Source organism: Myceligenerans pegani, assembly GCF_014892515.1.
Taxonomy (GTDB): Bacteria; Actinomycetota; Actinomycetes; order Actinomycetales; family Cellulomonadaceae; genus Myceligenerans; species Myceligenerans pegani.
The window spans coordinates 94,625-109,249 of record NZ_JADBGR010000084.1 but is presented as its reverse complement, the minus strand read 5'-3'; the positions used below and the strand labels follow the sequence as shown (position 1 = coordinate 109,249).

Sequence of the window (14,625 nt, the reverse complement as noted above, 5' to 3'; positions counted from 1 at the left end):
CCGACCGCGCGCGGCGGCCCTGTGGACAACGGGCCCCGGGTGGCCAGAGCGGGGGAACGTGTCCGAGGATGCTCACGATGACTGAGCACACCCACGACCACGCGCACTCCGGTGATCCCGCCGCGCCGGGCCACCGCCGGCGGCTCGCGATCGCCTTCGGCGTCGGAGCCGCCGTCCTCGCCGCCCAGGCCGTCGGCGCCTGGATCACCGGCAGCCTCGCGCTGCTCGTCGACACGGCGCACGTGCTGACCGATGTCGCCGGCCTCGGCATCGCGCTGGTCGCGGCCACGCTCGCACTGCGCCCGCCCACCCCGCAGCGCACCTGGGGTTTCCGCCGGGCCGAGGTGCTCGCCGCGCTCGCCCAGGCCGCGGTCCTGCTCGCCGTCGGCGTCTACGCGCTGGTGGAGGGTGTGCTGCGGCTGATCGAGCCGGCCGAGGTGCCCGGCGTCGAACTGCTGGTCTTCGGTCTCGTCGGGCTCGCCGGCAACCTCGTGGGGCTGGCGGTGCTGGCGGGCGCCCGATCGGCGTCGTTCAACCTGCGCGCCGCGTTCCTGGAGGTGCTGAACGACGCGCTCGGCTCCCTCGGTGTCATCGTGGCAGCCGTCGTGATCGCGACCACCGGCTGGCAGCGGGCCGACGCCGTGGCGGGCCTCGTGATCGCCGCGCTCATCGTGCCGCGCGCCGTGCGGCTCCTGCTCGAGACCGCCTCCGTGCTCCTGGAGTCCGCGCCGCCAGGGCTCGACCTGGGAGCGGTGCGGGCCCGGCTGCTCGCGGTGGACCATGTCGCGGAGGTGCACGACCTGCACGCCTCCCTCGTCGCCACCGGCCTGCCGACGCTGTCCGCCCACGTCGTCGTGCACGACGCCTGCTTCCGCGACGGCTGCGCGCCCCAGGTCCTGGACGCGCTGCAGCAGTGCGTCGCCACCGAGTTCGCCGTGAGCGTCGAGCACTCGACGTTCCAGCTCGAGCCGGCCGGGCACATCGGCCACGAGACCTCGCGCCACGCGTAGCCACGCCCGGCCGCGGCCCGGCCTGCACGCTCGACGAACGGCCCCGCGCCTCACTCCAGGGGCAGGAACATCACGTGGAGGCCGACCTCGCCGTGCGCGGGCGAGCGGAACGCGCCCGGCACCGTCCCGACGATCGTGAAGCCGAGCTTCTGCCACAGGTGCACCGCGGGCGAGTTGGACGCGACCACGGCGTTGAACTGGATGCCCCGGTAGCCGCGCTCCCGGTGCCAGGCGATGACATGCTCTCCCAGGGCTCGCGCCACGCCGCGGCCGCGCGCCGCCGGGGCCACCATGAACGAGGCCGTCCCGATGTGGTCGCCGTGGCCGGGGCGGTTCGGCCCCATCTTGGCGGTCCCGAGGATCTCTCCGCCCTCCTCGAGCACGACGACCGCGCCCGGCGGAGGCTCCAGCCAGTAGGCGCGTGCCTGTTCCTCGGTGATGTCGGTCGGGTAGACGTAGGTCTCGCCCTCGCGGCACACGGCCTCGATGATCGGCCAGACGGCGGGCCAGTCGGCCTCGGTCAGGGGTCGGACGGTACGGGTCACGAGTCGCACGGTACCCGGCGACGACCCGCCGGCCGTGCGGGGACCAGCCGTGCGGGGACCAGCCGTGCGGGGACCAGCCGTGCGGCGGCCGGCGTCGTCCGCACGGCCGGCGCCTCGGGCCGGACACTCGACGACCGGCTGTCGAGCGACCGGCCGCCGTCGTCGTAGGGTCGCAGCATGCGTGCAGTCATGGCCCGCGCGGCGGGCGGTCCCGAGGTCCTGTCCTACGACGAGGTGCCCGATCCGAGCCCCGGACCGGGCCGGATACTGGTCCGCGTCGCGGCGGCCGGCGTCAACTTCATCGACACCTACCGCAGGTCCGGCATGTATCCGATGGAGTTCCCGCATGTCGTCGGGTCCGAGGGAGCCGGCACCGTGGAAGCCGTCGGGGACGAGGTCGACGGATTCGCCGTCGGCGACAGGGTCGCGTGGGCGGAGGGGCCCGGCTCCTACGCGGAACTCGCCCTCGTCGACGCCGCCGAGGCGATCCACGTCCCCGCCGGCCTCGACCTGGAGACCGCGGCTGCCCTCCCCCTGCAGGGCATGACGGCGCACTACCTGGTCTCCTCGACGTTCGAGATCGGTCCGGGGCACGACGTGCTGCTGCACGCCGGCGCCGGCGGCGTCGGGCTGCTGGCCACGCAGCTCGCCGCGGCGCGGGGCGGGCGCGTCATCACGACGGTGTCGACGCCCGAGAAGGCCGCCCTCTCGGCGGGGGCGGGCGCCGCGCACACGATCGACTACGCCGCGATGTCCGACCTCACCGCTGAGCTGCCCGCGGTGGTGCGCGACCTGACGGACGGCGCGGGCGTGCACGTCGTGTACGACGGCGTCGGACGGGCGACCTTCGACGCCTCGGTGGACTCGCTCCGGCGCCGCGGGATGCTGGTCCTGTTCGGCGCGGCGTCCGGGCCCGTACCCGCGCTGGATCCGCAGCTCCTGAACCGGAAGGGCTCCCTGTACCTGACGCGGCCGAGGCTCGGGCACTACCTGGCGACGCGCGGCGAGCTGGAGTGGCGGGCGGCAGAGGTGCTCGGCGCGGCCGCCTCGGGCCGGCTCGACGTGCGGATCGGCGCGCGGTTCCCGCTCGCGGACGCCGCCGAGGCGCACCGGGCGCTGGAAGGCCGCGCGACGACGGGCAAGGTGCTGCTCCTGCCGTGACCGCCCCGGGGCGTCGGCGTATCGGCCGTCCGGCCGGCGAGGTCCGGCCGGATGGCCGATACCGGGGCGGGTGCCGCCGGCGAAGACTCGGGGCATGTCCTCCACGACCACCCGCCCGGCCGTCCGTCCCCGATCGCGTCCCGCCGACTGGCTCATCCCGTCGGGCCTCGTGCTGTTGTCCGCCGTCCCCGCCCTGGGCGGCGCCCTACGCGTCACCGAGCTCGCCGGAGATCCGGCCGTCACCGAGGAGAACGCGCGGTTCGTCGAGGCGCCGCTGCCCGTCCTCGTGCACATCGTCGCCGTCACGGTCTACTCCCTGCTGGGCGCGCTGCAGTTCTCCCCCGGCTTCCGGCGCCGGCGCAACGCCTGGCACCGGGCCGCCGGCACCGTCCTGATCCCGGCCGGGCTGGCGACCGCGCTGTCCGGCCTGTGGATGACGGCCTTCTACGACCTGCCCGCCAAGGACACCGCGGTGGTGAACGGCGTCCGCTACGTGGTCGGGACCGTCATGGTGGCCGCGCTCGTCCTGGCCGTCCGCGCGCTGCGGCGGCACGACTACGTCACGCACGGCGCCTGGATGACCCGGGCCTACGCCCTGGCGATGGGCGCGGGGACACAGGCCGTGCTGCTCGGCCCCTGGCTCGCGGTCGCGAACCCGCAGCCGGACGACCCCACCATGCCGGTCGTCAACACCATCCTCATGACCCTCGCCTGGGTCATCAACGCCCTGGTCGCGGAATGGGTCATCCTCCGCCGCCGTCCCGGAAAGATCGCCCGATGACTACCATCACCGATATGCGGACGACGAACGGCGAGGCGCTCCGACGCCCGCTCGGTACCGCCGTCCGGCGACCCGCCGCCCCGGGCGCCGCACCGCCCGCACGGCGCGACTGGATCATCGTGGGCATCGCGGCCGTCGGCCTCGTCGTCGAAGCGGCGCTCCGCCAGGACCTCGCGTGGCCGGTGGCCTCCGCGCTGGCCACTCTCGCGGCCCTCGTCGCGCTCCCCTGGCGGCGGGTGCGCCCGTTCGCCGTCGTCGCCTGGACGTTCGGCATCGGCGCGGCGCACGACCTCGCCGACATCCTCGCGGGGCACGGATCCACCGCGATGTACTCCGCGGTGCTCATCGTCCTCGCGCCGTACGCGCTCTTCCGCTGGGGTTCGGGCCGCGCGATCCTGGCGGGCACGCCCCTGATCGCCGGGGGCCTCGCGCTGTCCGTGATCGCGGGCGTGGGCGGCCTCGACGACGCGATCGGCGGCGTCACCGTTCTCGTCCTCGTCGCGCTCGTCGGCGAGGTCGTGCGCCAGCGGTCGATGGCGCGGGCCCGCGAGCTGGACCGTGTCCGGGCCCGCGAGCGCGAGGCCGTCGCCCGCGACCTGCACGACACCGTCGCCCACCACCTGTCCGCCGTCGCCGTCCGGGCCCAGGCCGGCCAGGTCAGCGCGACGGCCGCGGCCGGCGATCCGGCCGCGGCCGTCGAGGCCCTCCGGCTCGTCGAGGCCGAGGCGCGGCGTGCCCTGGCGGAGATGCGATCGCTCGTCGGCGTGCTCCGCAGCGAGACGCCCCGCGAGCTGACGCGCGGCCTGGACCGGCTCCAGGACCTCGCCGACCCGGGCCCGCCCCCGGTGCGCCTGCACGTGGCCGACGGCGTCGAGCCGCTCCCCGCGGCCACGAGCACGGCCGTCGTCCGCATCGCCCAGGAGGCCGTCGCCAACGCCCGGCGCCACGCCCGGGGAGCGACCGGCATCACCGTCACGCTCGAGCGTCACGACGGCGTCCTGGACCTGATCGTGCACGACGACGGCGCCGCCGTGCCGCACACCCGGCACGGGACCGGCCACGAGCCGCCGTCGGACACGGGATTCGGGCTGACCGGGATGAACGAACGGGCGCGTGCGCTCGGCGGCACGCTCGTGGCCGGGCCCGACGAGGAGCGCGGCTGGACCGTGCACGCGGTCCTGCCCGTCCCGGCGGAGCGGCCCGGCCACGCCGCCGAGGGGGGCCGATGACGGTCCGCGTCCTGGTGGCCGACGACCAGGAGATCGTGCGCACCGGCCTGTGCACGATCCTGGACGCGCAGCCGGACATCGAGGTCGTCGCGGACGTGGCGGACGGCGCCCGGGCGGTGAGCGAGGCGCGCCGGCTGCGCCCGGACGTCTGCCTCCTCGACATCCGCATGCCTGTGCTCGACGGCGTCTCGGCCACGCGACTGCTCGCGGGGCCGGACGTCGCCGACCCCATGGCGGTCGTGGTCATCACGACGTTCGATCTCGACGAGAACGTCCACGCGGCCCTGCGGGCCGGGGCGCGCGGGTTCCTGCTCAAGGACGCCGGACCGGCCCTGCTCTCGCAGGCGGTGCACGCCGCGGCCGACGGCGACGCGCTGATCGACCCGGCGGTCACCGTGCGGCTGCTCGCGTACTTCGCTGGAGCGGCACCGGGCGACCCTCCGCGCCCGCCGGCCGCTCCGCTCACCGACCGCGAGACATCGGTGCTCCGCCTGGTCGCCGCCGGCAGGACCAACGGCGAGATCTGCGAGGACCTGCACCTCGGGCTGAGCACGGTGAAGACGCACCTGGGGGCGATCATGACGAAGACCGGCACCAGGAATCGCGTCGAGGTGGCCCGCTGGGCGTACGAGCACGGTGTATCTTGATGTCGAGATACTCGATGTCGAGCGAGAGGGTTCGCGATGGCCGACTGGTCCCCCACCCGGTACCTGCGATTCGCCGACGAGCGGTCGCGGTCGTTCCGTGAGCTGGTCGCCCGCGTCGCGGAACTGCTGGCCGCACGCGAGGTGACACCCTCGGGCGTCGTCGACCTCGGGTGCGGTCCGGGGCACCTGACCGGCGTGCTGCGATCCCACTGGCCGGACGCTGCCGTGACGGGCGTGGACTCGTCGCCCGCCATGATCGCGACGGCGCGGGAGCTGCACGATCCGGGAACGACCTACATCGAGGGCGACATCGCCGACTACGCGGCCGGGCGTCTCTCCGTGACCGGTGCCGATGTCGTGGTGAGCAACGCCGCGCTGCAGTGGGTCCCGGAGCACCGGAGCCTCCTGCCCGATCTGCGGGACTCCGCGCGACGGGTCTTCGCGTTCCAGGTCCCGGGAAACCACGACGCGCCGTCGCACCGACTGCTGCGCGAGATCGCCGCGCGTGAGCCGTACGCCTCCGCGCTCGGCGCGCCGGTGCCCCGCCGCGCCACCGAGGATCCCGGGGGATACCTCGACCTGCTCGCCGGCCCGGGCTGGGGCGTCGACGCGTGGGAGACGACGTACACGCACGTGCTCCACGGACCGGACCCGGTACTGAGCTGGATCAGCGCCACCGGCGCCCAGCCGACCCTCCACGCGCTCCAGGACGCGGATCCCGCGCTCCGGGAGCGGTTCGAGAGGGACTACGGCGCCGCGCTGCGCGAGGCGTATCCGGAGCGGCCCTACGGGACACCGCTGGAGTTCCGCCGGGTGTTCGTGGTCGCCGCACGCGGCTGACGCCGCACCCCTCGCACGGCATCCCTGGTACGGCGTCCCTCGCACGCGGGTATTCCCGTATTCGCCGAGAGCCGAGCCCGCGAATCCGGCGCTGCCGCGGCGTAGCCTGGCGCCATGACCGACCGCCCGATCCGCATCGCAGTCCAGCTCCAGCCCGAACACGCCGACTACTCCCAGATCCGCGACGCCGTCCTGCGCGCGGAGGACATGGGTGTCGACGTCATCTTCAACTGGGACCACTTCTACCCGCTGCACGGCGACCCGGAGGGCAAGCACTTCGAGTGCTGGACCATGCTCGGCGCCTGGGCGGAGCAGACCGAGCGTGTCGAGATCGGCGCCCTCGTGACCTGCAACTCCTATCGCAACCCGGATCTGCTGGCCGACATGGCCCGCACCGTCGACCACATGTCGGGCGGCCGCCTGATCCTCGGCATCGGCGCCGGCTGGTTCCGGAAGGACTACGACCGGTTCGGCTACGAGTTCGGCACCGCCGGATCCCGCATCGCCGAGCTCTCCGCGGCGATGCCGCGCATCGTCGAGCGCCTGGCGGCCGGGAACCCCGCGCCCACGCGGGACATCCCGATCATGATCGGCGGCGGTGGTGAGCGGAAGACCCTGCGGATCGTCGCCGAGCACGCCGACATCTGGCACAGCTTCGGCGGCGTCGACGTCCTGACCCGCAAGTCGGCGATCCTCGACGAGCACGGCACCTCCGTCGGGCGCGACACGGCGCGGCTCGTCGAGCGGTCCGTCGACGTCGTCGGCGATCCCGCCCGGACGGGGGACGCCCTCGTCGCCGCGGGGGCCACGTTGTTCACGATCGGCACGAACGGCCCCGGCTACGACCTGTCCGACGTCAAGCGGTGGATCGACTGGCGCGACGCGCAGGCCGCCGGCTGATGGCCTCCTACTCGACGTCGGCCGAGGTCGCCGCGCCACCGGAGATCGTCTGGCAGGTCCTGTCCGACGTCGAGGGCATGCCGGGCTGGACGTCCTCCATGACGTCGGTCCGCATCGTCGACGGTCCGAACCCGCCCGACGCCGGTACGGCCGTGCGCATCGAGCAACCGGGCCTGCCGCTCGCCGTCTGGACGGTCGACGACTGGGACCCGCCACGCATGTTCGCCTGGACCAGCGCCGTGCCGGGCATGCGCACCCAGGCGGAGCACGTCGTCGAGCGGGCCGGCGAGGGCCGGTCCCGGGTGACGCTCACGATCACCCAGGTCGGACCGCTCGCCGGCCCGCTCGGCGTCCTCACCAGGAAACGCACGCGCCAGCTCGTCGAGACCGAGCTCGCCGGGCTGAAGGCGCGCGCGGAGTCCGGAGCGGACTGAGCCCGCAGCACCTCGCGCGTCGGTCGCGTCAGTAACTGGACGCGTCCGTCGCGTACACCCAGCGGTGCCCCGGGTACTCGCTCAGGGTCCACAGGTGGTCGCGGGTGGGGTCGTAGGACAGGTCCTCGGGCCCCATCGTGAGCGCGTTGCCGTGCCGCACGAGCGAGCCCGACGGCGCCGCGAACGTGTACAGGTCACCGTCGGAGTTCGGGCTGCCGCTCGATCCGTCGCTCTGCGAGTAGTAGAACTCCCCGTCGAGCGCGGTCGACCCCTGGACGCTCTCCAGATCGATCCGGTACGCCTCGGTCGCCTTGACGACGCCGTCCGACGCCGGCTTGAGGTACCGGTCGCGATAGTCAATCGGGATCCGGATGGTGCGCACCTGGGTACCCCCGTCGACCGCACTCGGCGACTGGTACTCGGTGACAATCAGCGAGTCCGGCGTGCTGGAGCGGTCCAGCGACACGGACGAGTGCCGGATCTGGGCGTAGCCGTTCACGGTGTAGTCCGAGAACTTCGCGGTCTGCGGCAGCACGTACTTGTAGTCGAACGCGTGGTACGAGCCGTCCGACTGCCGGCCGATCTTCGTCGAGCTGCCCGTGGACACACGCCACAGGTGGTCCAGGTCGAAGACCCGGAAGCCGCCCGATGTGTCGGCGACGTACAGGTGGTTGCCGTACCAGGCGAGGCCACCGGCGTGGACGCTGACCGGCCTGTACGACGGCGAGCTGCTGGTCCCCGTCGGCTCGACGAGCAGCACGTGCCGGTAGGACGGGTTCGACGTGCCGCCGTCGAGGTCGACGAAGCTGAGCCGGGCGCCCTTGTCGATGCCCCCGTCGTGGTCGTACCAGCTCGCGACGAGGATCCGCTTGCCCTCGTAGGTTCCGGCGCCGTACGCGTCCGAGCTGGTGGTGATGCCCTGCGGGTACCACGCGGAGGTGGACTGGTCCCCGGAGTTCCAGCAGAAGTACGCCCGCCGGTGACTGACCGACGGCGCGCCGCACGTCGCCCCCGTACGGTTCCCGTCGTTCGCGACCGTCGACACCGAGACGTTGGGCAGCGCGCTGTCGAGCGCACTGATCAGGGACGGCGAGGTCTCGCCCAGCCCGTACCGGAAGTTGCTCGCCGTGAGTCTGGTCGCGGCTGCCTCGACGGCCGCGGCTGACGACCCTGGCACGGCTTCGGTGTCCGCGGTGGCCGGTGCGGCGGCGGTCAGGCCGGCGGCCGCGAGCAGCCCCGCGGCGAGCGCGGCGCTCAGCGTCCGCGTGGTCCGGACAGTGGTACGTCCGTGTCGCATGGTTCTCCCCCTCGTTCGGTAGCGAACTGGTCGCGGCGGCGACCTCCCACACCGTAGAGACCGGATGCCGCGTGCGCCAGCAAAGTGACGAGTACCGTCCCAGGTCAGGCACTCTCCGGCAGGGCCGTTCCCGACCTGCAGGGCGGTGACCCGCCCGGCGGGTCACCGTCCGGTGAAGAGGTCGCCCAAGGGGTCCTCGGGCCCGGCGGGCAGCACCCGGAGCCGACGGCGGGCCGCCGCGGGCACGGGACCGTTCCCGGCGGAGGCGGCAAGGGCCCGGAGCGATTCGGGCGTGTCGTCCGTGGCGCGGACGTGCCAGCCCGAGCAGGCGTCGAGCGTTCCGGCCGCGATCGCGTTCACCAGGTCCACCGTCCGTGCGACGGGCGTCCACTCGGTACGCTCCTGGTGCATCGGCATGGAGGCGGTCATGTCGGTGGCGACGACGCCGGGCGCGACCTCGAAGGACCGCAGGCCGCGGTCGTACCCGGCGAGGTGCAGATGCTCGCCCATCCGCAGGATCGCGGTCTTGCTGCCGACGTACGCGCTGATCACGGGGCGCCCGTGGGTGCTGGCCCCGGACGCGAGGTCGACGACGCGTCCGGCGCCGCGCGCGAGCATGCCCGGCACGACGTACCGGCTCACCAGGTAGACGCCACGCACGTTGACCTCGAACGTCGCCCACCAGTCGTCCGGGTCGGACTCCCACAGCGGCGTCTCCGCCTCGATGCGTCCGGCGTTGTTCACCAGCAGGTCGAGGGAGCCGAGGCCGCCGTCGGCCGCCGGTGCCTCGGCGCGTGCGACGGCGTCGCGCACCTCGGCCTCCGCGGTCACGTCGGCCGTGAGGACGACGGCGGCCCGGCCGAGGCCGCGGATCTCCTCCGCGACCTCGGCCAGCCGCTGTCCGTCCCGCGCGAGCAGGGCGACGTCGAGCCCGGCGCGCGCGAGGCCCAGGGCGATCTCGCGGCCGATACCGCGCGACGCGCCCGTCACGAGCGCGGTCCGGGCGGGCGGGACGGTGTCGACGGCGTCCACGGCCTCAGGCACGCAGCACCGCCCCTGCCCGCTCCGCGGCGGCGACGATCGACTCACGCACCCCGCGCACCTCGTCAGCGGACAGCGTGCGGTCGGCCGCGCGCAGCCGCACCGCGTAGGCGAGGGACTTGCGGCCCTCACCGATCTGCTCGCCGGTGAAGACGTCGAACAGGCTCACGTCCTCCAGCAGCGCACCGCCGCCGGACACGATCGCGTCCCGCAGAGTGGCGGCCGGGAGCCCGGCATCGACCACGAACGCGAAGTCCTCCTTCGCGGCCGGGAACGCGGAGACCGGCGTGGCCGTCACCGGTTCGTCCGGCGCGACGGCCACGAGCGTCGAGAGGCCGACCTCGAACGCCGAGGCACGGGCGGGCAGGCCGAACGCCTCCACGACCTTGGGGTGCAGCTCGCCGGCGTGGCCGATCAGGTGCGTCCGGCCGGCGGAATCGGTGGCCTCCAGCTTCGCGCAACGGCCGGGGTGCCACGGCATGTGCCCGGAATCCGCCGACACGGTGACCTCGACGCCTGCGCGCTCGGCGACCAGGCGCGCCGCCTCGAGCGCGTCGGCCCAGTCGGCAGCGCGACCCGTGCCCCACCAACCGGCCGCCTCGCGGTCGCCGGTGAGGACGCCGGCCACCCGGCGCGGCTGGTCGGGCGTGGCGGCGGCGAGGGCCGCCAGATCGGCATCGGACGGGCGCGCACCGCCCGGGAGCGCGGGAGCCGCCGGCGCGTCCGCCGCCGGACGGGTCACGAGACCGGTCTCGAACACCGCGAGGTCCGACAGACCGCGCGACACGTTGCGCCGCACCGTCTCCAGCAGCGTGACCAGGAGGTTCGTCCGCATGTAGGGGCGGTCCTCGGCCAGCGGGTTGGCCAGCCGGACCGAGGTGCGGCGCGGGTCGTCGGAGGGCAGGCCCAGGGCGTCGTAGTCGGTGGCACCGACGAACGGGTAGCTGAGCACCTCCACGAATCCTGTCTCGGCCAGGGCGCGGGCGACGGACCGACGGGTGCGCTGCTCGGCGGTCAGGCCGCGGCCGCCCGGCGCCTTGGGCAGCACCGACGGGATCTGGTCGTAGCCTCGAATGCGCACGACCTCCTCGACCAGATCGGCCGGGTCCGTCAGGTCGGGACGCCAGGTCGGCGGTGTGACGGCGAAGGTCTCGGCGGGTGCATCTCCCGGGGTGTCCGTCGACGCCCGCACCTCGCATCCGACCTCCTCGAGCGTCGACCGCACCTGCTCGGGCGTGTATTCGACGCCCGACAGCCTGGTCGGCTCGGTGGCCCGGAGCACGATCGGGGTCCGGGAGAACGCCTCGGCGGTGCCGCCGACGTCGCCCACCGCCGGATCCGCGGTTCCGCCGCCGTACTCGACCAGCAGGTCGACGACGCGCTGCGCCGCCACGGCGGGCAGCAGCGGGTCCACGCCACGCTCGAACCGCTTGGCCGCCTCGCTGGGGATCTTGTGGCGGCGCGCGGTGCGCGCCACGGTGATCGGGTCGAAGTGGGCGGCCTCCACCAGCACGTCCGTGGTCGCGTCGCTGACCTCGGTGGACTCACCGCCCATCACTCCCGCGAGTCCGAGCACGCGGGACCCGGTGCCGTCGTCGTGCGAGTCGGTGATGAGCAGGTCCTCGGGGTGCAGCGTGCGCTCGACGTCGTCCAGCGTGGTGAGCTTCTCCCCCGCCGCGGCACGGCGCACCACGAGCGGCGCGGCGACCCGGGAGAGGTCGTAGGCGTGCAGCGGCTGGCCGAGGTCGAGCATCACGTAGTTCGTGACGTCCACGGCGAGCGAGATGGACCGCATCCCGGAGTTGTCCAGGCGGCGGCGCATCCACTCCGGCGACGGTGCGGACGGGTCGATGCCGCGCACGATCCGCGTGACGAACCGGTCGCAGCCGACCCGCCCGTCGATCGGTGCCGCGTCCTCGAGGCGGACCTCGAATCCGTCGGGCGTCGCCGCCGGCTCCGAGCCGGTCAGCACGCCGCGGTCGGTGAACGTGGCCCCCGTGGAGTGGGCGTACTCGCGCGCCACGCCACGGTAGCTGAACGCGTACCCACGGTCCGGCGTGACGTTGATCTCCAGGACCTCCTCGCCGAGGCCGAGCAGTTCGATCGCGTCCTGCCCCGGTGTCAGGTCCGCCTCAGAGAAACCCATGTCGCGTGGCAGCACGATGATCCCGCCGGCGTCCCCGCCCAGACCGAGTTCCGCCGGGGAGCAGATCATGCCGTCGGACACGTGGCCGTACGTCTTGCGTGCGGTGATGTGGAAACCACCGGGCAGCGTGGTACCGGGCAGCGAGACGACCACGAGGTCGCCCACGCCGAAGTTGTGGGCGCCGCACACGATGCCGCGCGGCGTCCCCCCGTCGGCAACCGGCTTGCCGTCCTCGTTGTGCGGACCGACGTCGACCTGGCACCAGTTGATCGTCTTGCCGTTCTTCTGCGGCTCCGGGTGCTGCTCCAGCACCCTGCCGACCACGAGGGGCCCGGTCACGGCCGCCGGGTGGATCTCCTCTTCCTCCAGGCCGACCTTCACCAGGGCCTCGGCGAGCTGCTCGGCGGCGAGGCCTGCGGGCAGCTCGACGTGGTCGGCGAGCCAGTCCTTCACGATGCGGGGCACGTCAGATCTCCGTCCCGAACTGGGTGGAGAAGCGGACGTCGCCCTCCACGATGTCGTGCATGTCAGCGATGCCGTGGCGCAGCATGAGCGTGCGCTCGATCCCCATGCCGAAAGCGAACCCGGAGTACACCTCCGGGTCGATGCCGGCCGACCGGAGCACGTTGGGGTTGACCATGCCGCAGCCACCCCACTCGATCCAGCCCGCGCCGCCCTTCTTCTGCGGGAACCACAGGTCCATCTCGGCGCTGGGCTCGGTGAACGGGAAGAAGCTCGGCCGCAGGCGGGTCCGGGCCTCCGGGCCGAACATCGCCCGCGCAAACGCGTCGAGCGTGCCCACGAGGTTCGCCATCGTCAGGCCCTCGTCCACCGCGATCCCCTCGACCTGGTGGAACACGGGCGTGTGGGTCTGGTCGAGCGCGTCGGTGCGGAACACCTTGCCGGGGCACGCGACGTACAGCGGCACGCCGCGCTCGAGCAGGCTGTGGGCCTGCACGGGCGAGGTGTGGGTGCGCAGCACCAGGTTCGACGACGTCCCGGCAGGCGAGCCGGCTGCCGGGGCGGACGCGCCGGCGGTCTCGGTCCCGCCGACGTAGAACGTGTCCTGCATCTGGCGGGCAGGGTGGTCCGGGCCGAAGTTCAGCGCGTCGAAGTTGAACCATTCGGATTCCAGCTCGGGACCGTCGGCGATCTCCCAGCCCAGACCCGTGAAGAAGTCGGCGATGCGCTCCTGGATCAGCTCGATCGGGTGCCGCGCACCGGCGGCGGTACGCGCGGTCGGGAGGGTCACGTCGACGGACTCCTCCACGAGCACGCGCTCGTCCCGCTCGGCCTCGAGCTCGGCCTGGCGCGTGGCGACGGCCTTGTTGACGCGGCCGCGGCGCGGGCCGATCAGCTTGCCGGCTCTCGCCTTGTCGGGTCCGGGCAGCGCGCCGATGGCGCGGTTCGCGAGCGCGAGAACGCTGCGGTCTCCGGTGTGGGTGGTACGGACGGCCTTGAGCTCGTCGAGGTCTGCGGCCTTCGCGATCTCGGCGAGGGCCTGCTCGACGGCGGCATCGAGCGCCGCCTCGTCGAGCGGATCGACGGCGGCCTGAACGTCGGGCGTGGACATGCTTGCCTTCCTGGCGGGGTCGGGAGCCGGGGGCACCGACCCGGATCGGGCGGCGCCGCACGCGGCAGGTGCAGTCTAGATGCCCGCCACGGCCCCGGTCGCTCCATCCACAGGGAGGAATCGCGCGACGATCAGCACACGCGAACAGCGCGCACCACTAGGCCCCTGACGGGCCCGGTAAATCGGTGATCACGCGCCTGCATGCCGATCATCCTGGCACAACCCACCCGCGCTCGTCACGCCGGTATGGGTCGCGGCACGCTTGGCACACTATTACCTGCCGTGTCGTGGCCGCGCGCCTGAGACGTCAGCCCCGCAGGTCGAACGTCTCCAGGACGGTGTACCGCGGCCCGCCCTGGGCGCCCTCGCCGGGGCGGGACTGCACGAGCGCGAACTCCCCGACCGGCCACGGCGGCCCGGCGTACACCGACAGCGCGTGCGCGGCGGGCTCCAGCTCGGACCGGGCACCCGCGAAACGATCCCGGACGACCTCGGAGGACGTCGCCGCCCGGCCGCCACCACGGCCGCCGTCGTAGGCGCTCCGCCGCTTGCCCCAGCGGTCCCGGCCGCGCGGCGGACGCACCTGCCCGGCCCGGGCCCGCGCGATCGTGAGATGCGGGCGATGTGGCTTGACGTCCTCGGGGACCTCGCGCGGGGACGCGGCGAGACAGTCCTCGGCGAGGTCGCGCAGCGTGCCCACGTCGCCGTCGACCCCGATCCACAGGACCCGGCTGCCGAACGATCCGGCGCCGCGGAGACGCAGGTCGAGGGGCCCGTGCTTGCCGGCGACCCCCGCGAGTTCCTCCACCAGGTCGTCCACGGCACCCTCCGGCACGTCCGCGTAGAACGACAGCGTGACGTGCCGGTTCTCGCGCGGCACCCACCGCGGGGAGGCGCCGACGCTGGTCACGCCATGGATGGCGAGATCGAGATGGTCAAGGACACCCTCGGGCGGGAAGACCGCCGTGAACAAGCGCACCCATCGATCCTAGGCGGGCACGGGCCGGAACCGGTAGGTGTT

At 73.7% G+C, this 14,625-nt stretch carries 15 protein-coding genes; 8 read left to right on the top strand and 7 right to left on the bottom strand.

Translation table 11 applies throughout. The features are described from left to right. The first annotated feature begins 77 nt into the window (after positions 1-77). A complete protein-coding gene (locus IIE03_RS12370; protein ID WP_192863058.1) occupies positions 78-1,010 on the top strand; it encodes a cation diffusion facilitator family transporter in 933 nt (310 codons plus the stop codon). 50 nt (positions 1,011-1,060) lie between these two features. On the opposite strand, the gene IIE03_RS12365 is transcribed toward IIE03_RS12370, so the two are convergent. Continuing rightward, positions 1,061-1,555, bottom strand: coding sequence for a GNAT family N-acetyltransferase (locus IIE03_RS12365; RefSeq protein WP_192863057.1), 495 nt, complete (start codon positions 1,553-1,555; stop codon positions 1,061-1,063). Beyond that, positions 1,552-1,734 carry a hypothetical protein gene (locus IIE03_RS12360; RefSeq protein WP_192863056.1) on the bottom strand — a complete coding sequence of 61 codons (183 nt, stop codon included), beginning with the start codon at positions 1,732-1,734 and terminating at the stop codon, positions 1,552-1,554. Before IIE03_RS12360 ends, IIE03_RS12365 begins: the two co-directional genes overlap by 4 nt. Between IIE03_RS12360 and IIE03_RS12355 the strand changes: the two genes are divergently transcribed. The 7 genes from IIE03_RS12355 (at position 1,733) to IIE03_RS12325 (ending at position 7,547) form a co-directional block, all read left to right on the top strand. Next, entirely contained in the window at positions 1,733-2,716 is a 984-nt protein-coding gene (locus tag IIE03_RS12355) for a quinone oxidoreductase family protein (protein WP_192863055.1), read from the top strand. The two genes, IIE03_RS12360 and IIE03_RS12355, sit on opposite strands and share 2 nt — an antisense overlap. A gap of 94 nt (positions 2,717-2,810) precedes the next feature. Next, positions 2,811-3,497, top strand: a complete 687-nt coding sequence (locus IIE03_RS12350; RefSeq protein WP_192863054.1) for a DUF2306 domain-containing protein — start codon at positions 2,811-2,813, stop codon at positions 3,495-3,497. Continuing rightward, positions 3,494-4,726 carry a sensor histidine kinase gene (locus IIE03_RS12345; protein WP_192863053.1) on the top strand — a complete coding sequence of 411 codons (1,233 nt, stop codon included), beginning with the start codon at positions 3,494-3,496 and terminating at the stop codon, positions 4,724-4,726. Before IIE03_RS12350 ends, IIE03_RS12345 begins: the two co-directional genes overlap by 4 nt. Next, positions 4,723-5,373 carry a response regulator gene (locus IIE03_RS12340; protein WP_192863052.1) on the top strand — a complete coding sequence of 217 codons (651 nt, stop codon included), beginning with the start codon at positions 4,723-4,725 and terminating at the stop codon, positions 5,371-5,373. Before IIE03_RS12345 ends, IIE03_RS12340 begins: the two co-directional genes overlap by 4 nt. Positions 5,374-5,409: 36 nt before the next feature. Continuing rightward, positions 5,410-6,213: a methyltransferase domain-containing protein gene (locus IIE03_RS12335; protein WP_192863051.1), complete on the top strand. Its 804-nt coding sequence runs from the start codon at positions 5,410-5,412 to the stop codon at positions 6,211-6,213. A 114-nt stretch (positions 6,214-6,327) separates the two neighbouring features. Then, positions 6,328-7,113: an LLM class F420-dependent oxidoreductase gene (locus IIE03_RS12330; protein ID WP_192863050.1), complete on the top strand. Its 786-nt coding sequence runs from the start codon at positions 6,328-6,330 to the stop codon at positions 7,111-7,113. After that, a complete protein-coding gene (locus IIE03_RS12325) occupies positions 7,113-7,547 on the top strand; it encodes an SRPBCC family protein (protein ID WP_192863049.1) in 435 nt (144 codons plus the stop codon). The genes IIE03_RS12330 and IIE03_RS12325 overlap by 1 nt, the downstream gene beginning before the upstream one ends. 28 nt (positions 7,548-7,575) lie before the next feature. On the opposite strand, the gene IIE03_RS12320 is transcribed toward IIE03_RS12325, so the two are convergent. The 5 genes from IIE03_RS12320 to thpR all read right to left on the bottom strand — a co-directional run bounded on the left by IIE03_RS12320 (position 7,576) and on the right by thpR (position 14,583). After that, the gene (locus IIE03_RS12320; RefSeq protein ID WP_192863048.1) at positions 7,576-8,844 is read right to left on the bottom strand and encodes a hypothetical protein; all 1,269 of its coding nucleotides are present in this window, start codon (positions 8,842-8,844) and stop codon (positions 7,576-7,578) included. 162 nt (positions 8,845-9,006) lie between these two features. Beyond that, a complete protein-coding gene (locus IIE03_RS12315) occupies positions 9,007-9,888 on the bottom strand; it encodes an SDR family NAD(P)-dependent oxidoreductase (protein ID WP_318842956.1) in 882 nt (293 codons plus the stop codon). Then, the gene (gene pheT, locus IIE03_RS12310; protein WP_192863047.1) at positions 9,881-12,496 is read right to left on the bottom strand and encodes a phenylalanine--tRNA ligase subunit beta; all 2,616 of its coding nucleotides are present in this window, start codon (positions 12,494-12,496) and stop codon (positions 9,881-9,883) included. The genes IIE03_RS12315 and pheT overlap by 8 nt, the downstream gene beginning before the upstream one ends. Before the next feature lies 1 nt (position 12,497). After that, on the bottom strand, positions 12,498-13,604 hold the full coding sequence (pheS, locus tag IIE03_RS12305; protein WP_192863046.1) for a phenylalanine--tRNA ligase subunit alpha: 1,107 nt from the start codon (positions 13,602-13,604) through the stop codon (positions 12,498-12,500). A 307-nt stretch (positions 13,605-13,911) separates the two neighbouring features. Further along, complete coding sequence (gene thpR, locus IIE03_RS12300) at positions 13,912-14,583, bottom strand: RNA 2',3'-cyclic phosphodiesterase (RefSeq protein ID WP_192863045.1); 672 nt, start codon at positions 14,581-14,583, stop codon at positions 13,912-13,914. Between the last annotated feature and the right edge of the window lie 42 nt (positions 14,584-14,625).

Excerpts from the sequence above, each read along its gene's own strand:
- IIE03_RS12325 (WP_192863049.1), top strand. The coding sequence starts at position 7,113 with ATGGCCTCCTACTCGACGTCGGCCGAGGTCGCCGCGCCACCGGAGATC.
- IIE03_RS12330 (WP_192863050.1), top strand. The coding sequence starts at position 6,328 with ATGACCGACCGCCCGATCCGCATCGCAGTCCAGCTCCAGCCCGAACAC.
- IIE03_RS12350 (WP_192863054.1), top strand. The coding sequence starts at position 2,811 with ATGTCCTCCACGACCACCCGCCCGGCCGTCCGTCCCCGATCGCGTCCC.
- IIE03_RS12335 (WP_192863051.1), top strand. The coding sequence starts at position 5,410 with ATGGCCGACTGGTCCCCCACCCGGTACCTGCGATTCGCCGACGAGCGG.
- IIE03_RS12345 (WP_192863053.1), top strand. The coding sequence starts at position 3,494 with ATGACTACCATCACCGATATGCGGACGACGAACGGCGAGGCGCTCCGA.
- IIE03_RS12360 (WP_192863056.1), bottom strand. The coding sequence starts at position 1,734 with ATGCTGCGACCCTACGACGACGGCGGCCGGTCGCTCGACAGCCGGTCG.
- pheS (WP_192863046.1), bottom strand. The coding sequence starts at position 13,604 with ATGTCCACGCCCGACGTTCAGGCCGCCGTCGATCCGCTCGACGAGGCG.
- IIE03_RS12355 (WP_192863055.1), top strand. The coding sequence starts at position 1,733 with ATGCGTGCAGTCATGGCCCGCGCGGCGGGCGGTCCCGAGGTCCTGTCC.
- IIE03_RS12370 (WP_192863058.1), top strand. The coding sequence starts at position 78 with ATGACTGAGCACACCCACGACCACGCGCACTCCGGTGATCCCGCCGCG.
- IIE03_RS12320 (WP_192863048.1), bottom strand. The coding sequence starts at position 8,844 with ATGCGACACGGACGTACCACTGTCCGGACCACGCGGACGCTGAGCGCC.
- IIE03_RS12340 (WP_192863052.1), top strand. The coding sequence starts at position 4,723 with ATGACGGTCCGCGTCCTGGTGGCCGACGACCAGGAGATCGTGCGCACC.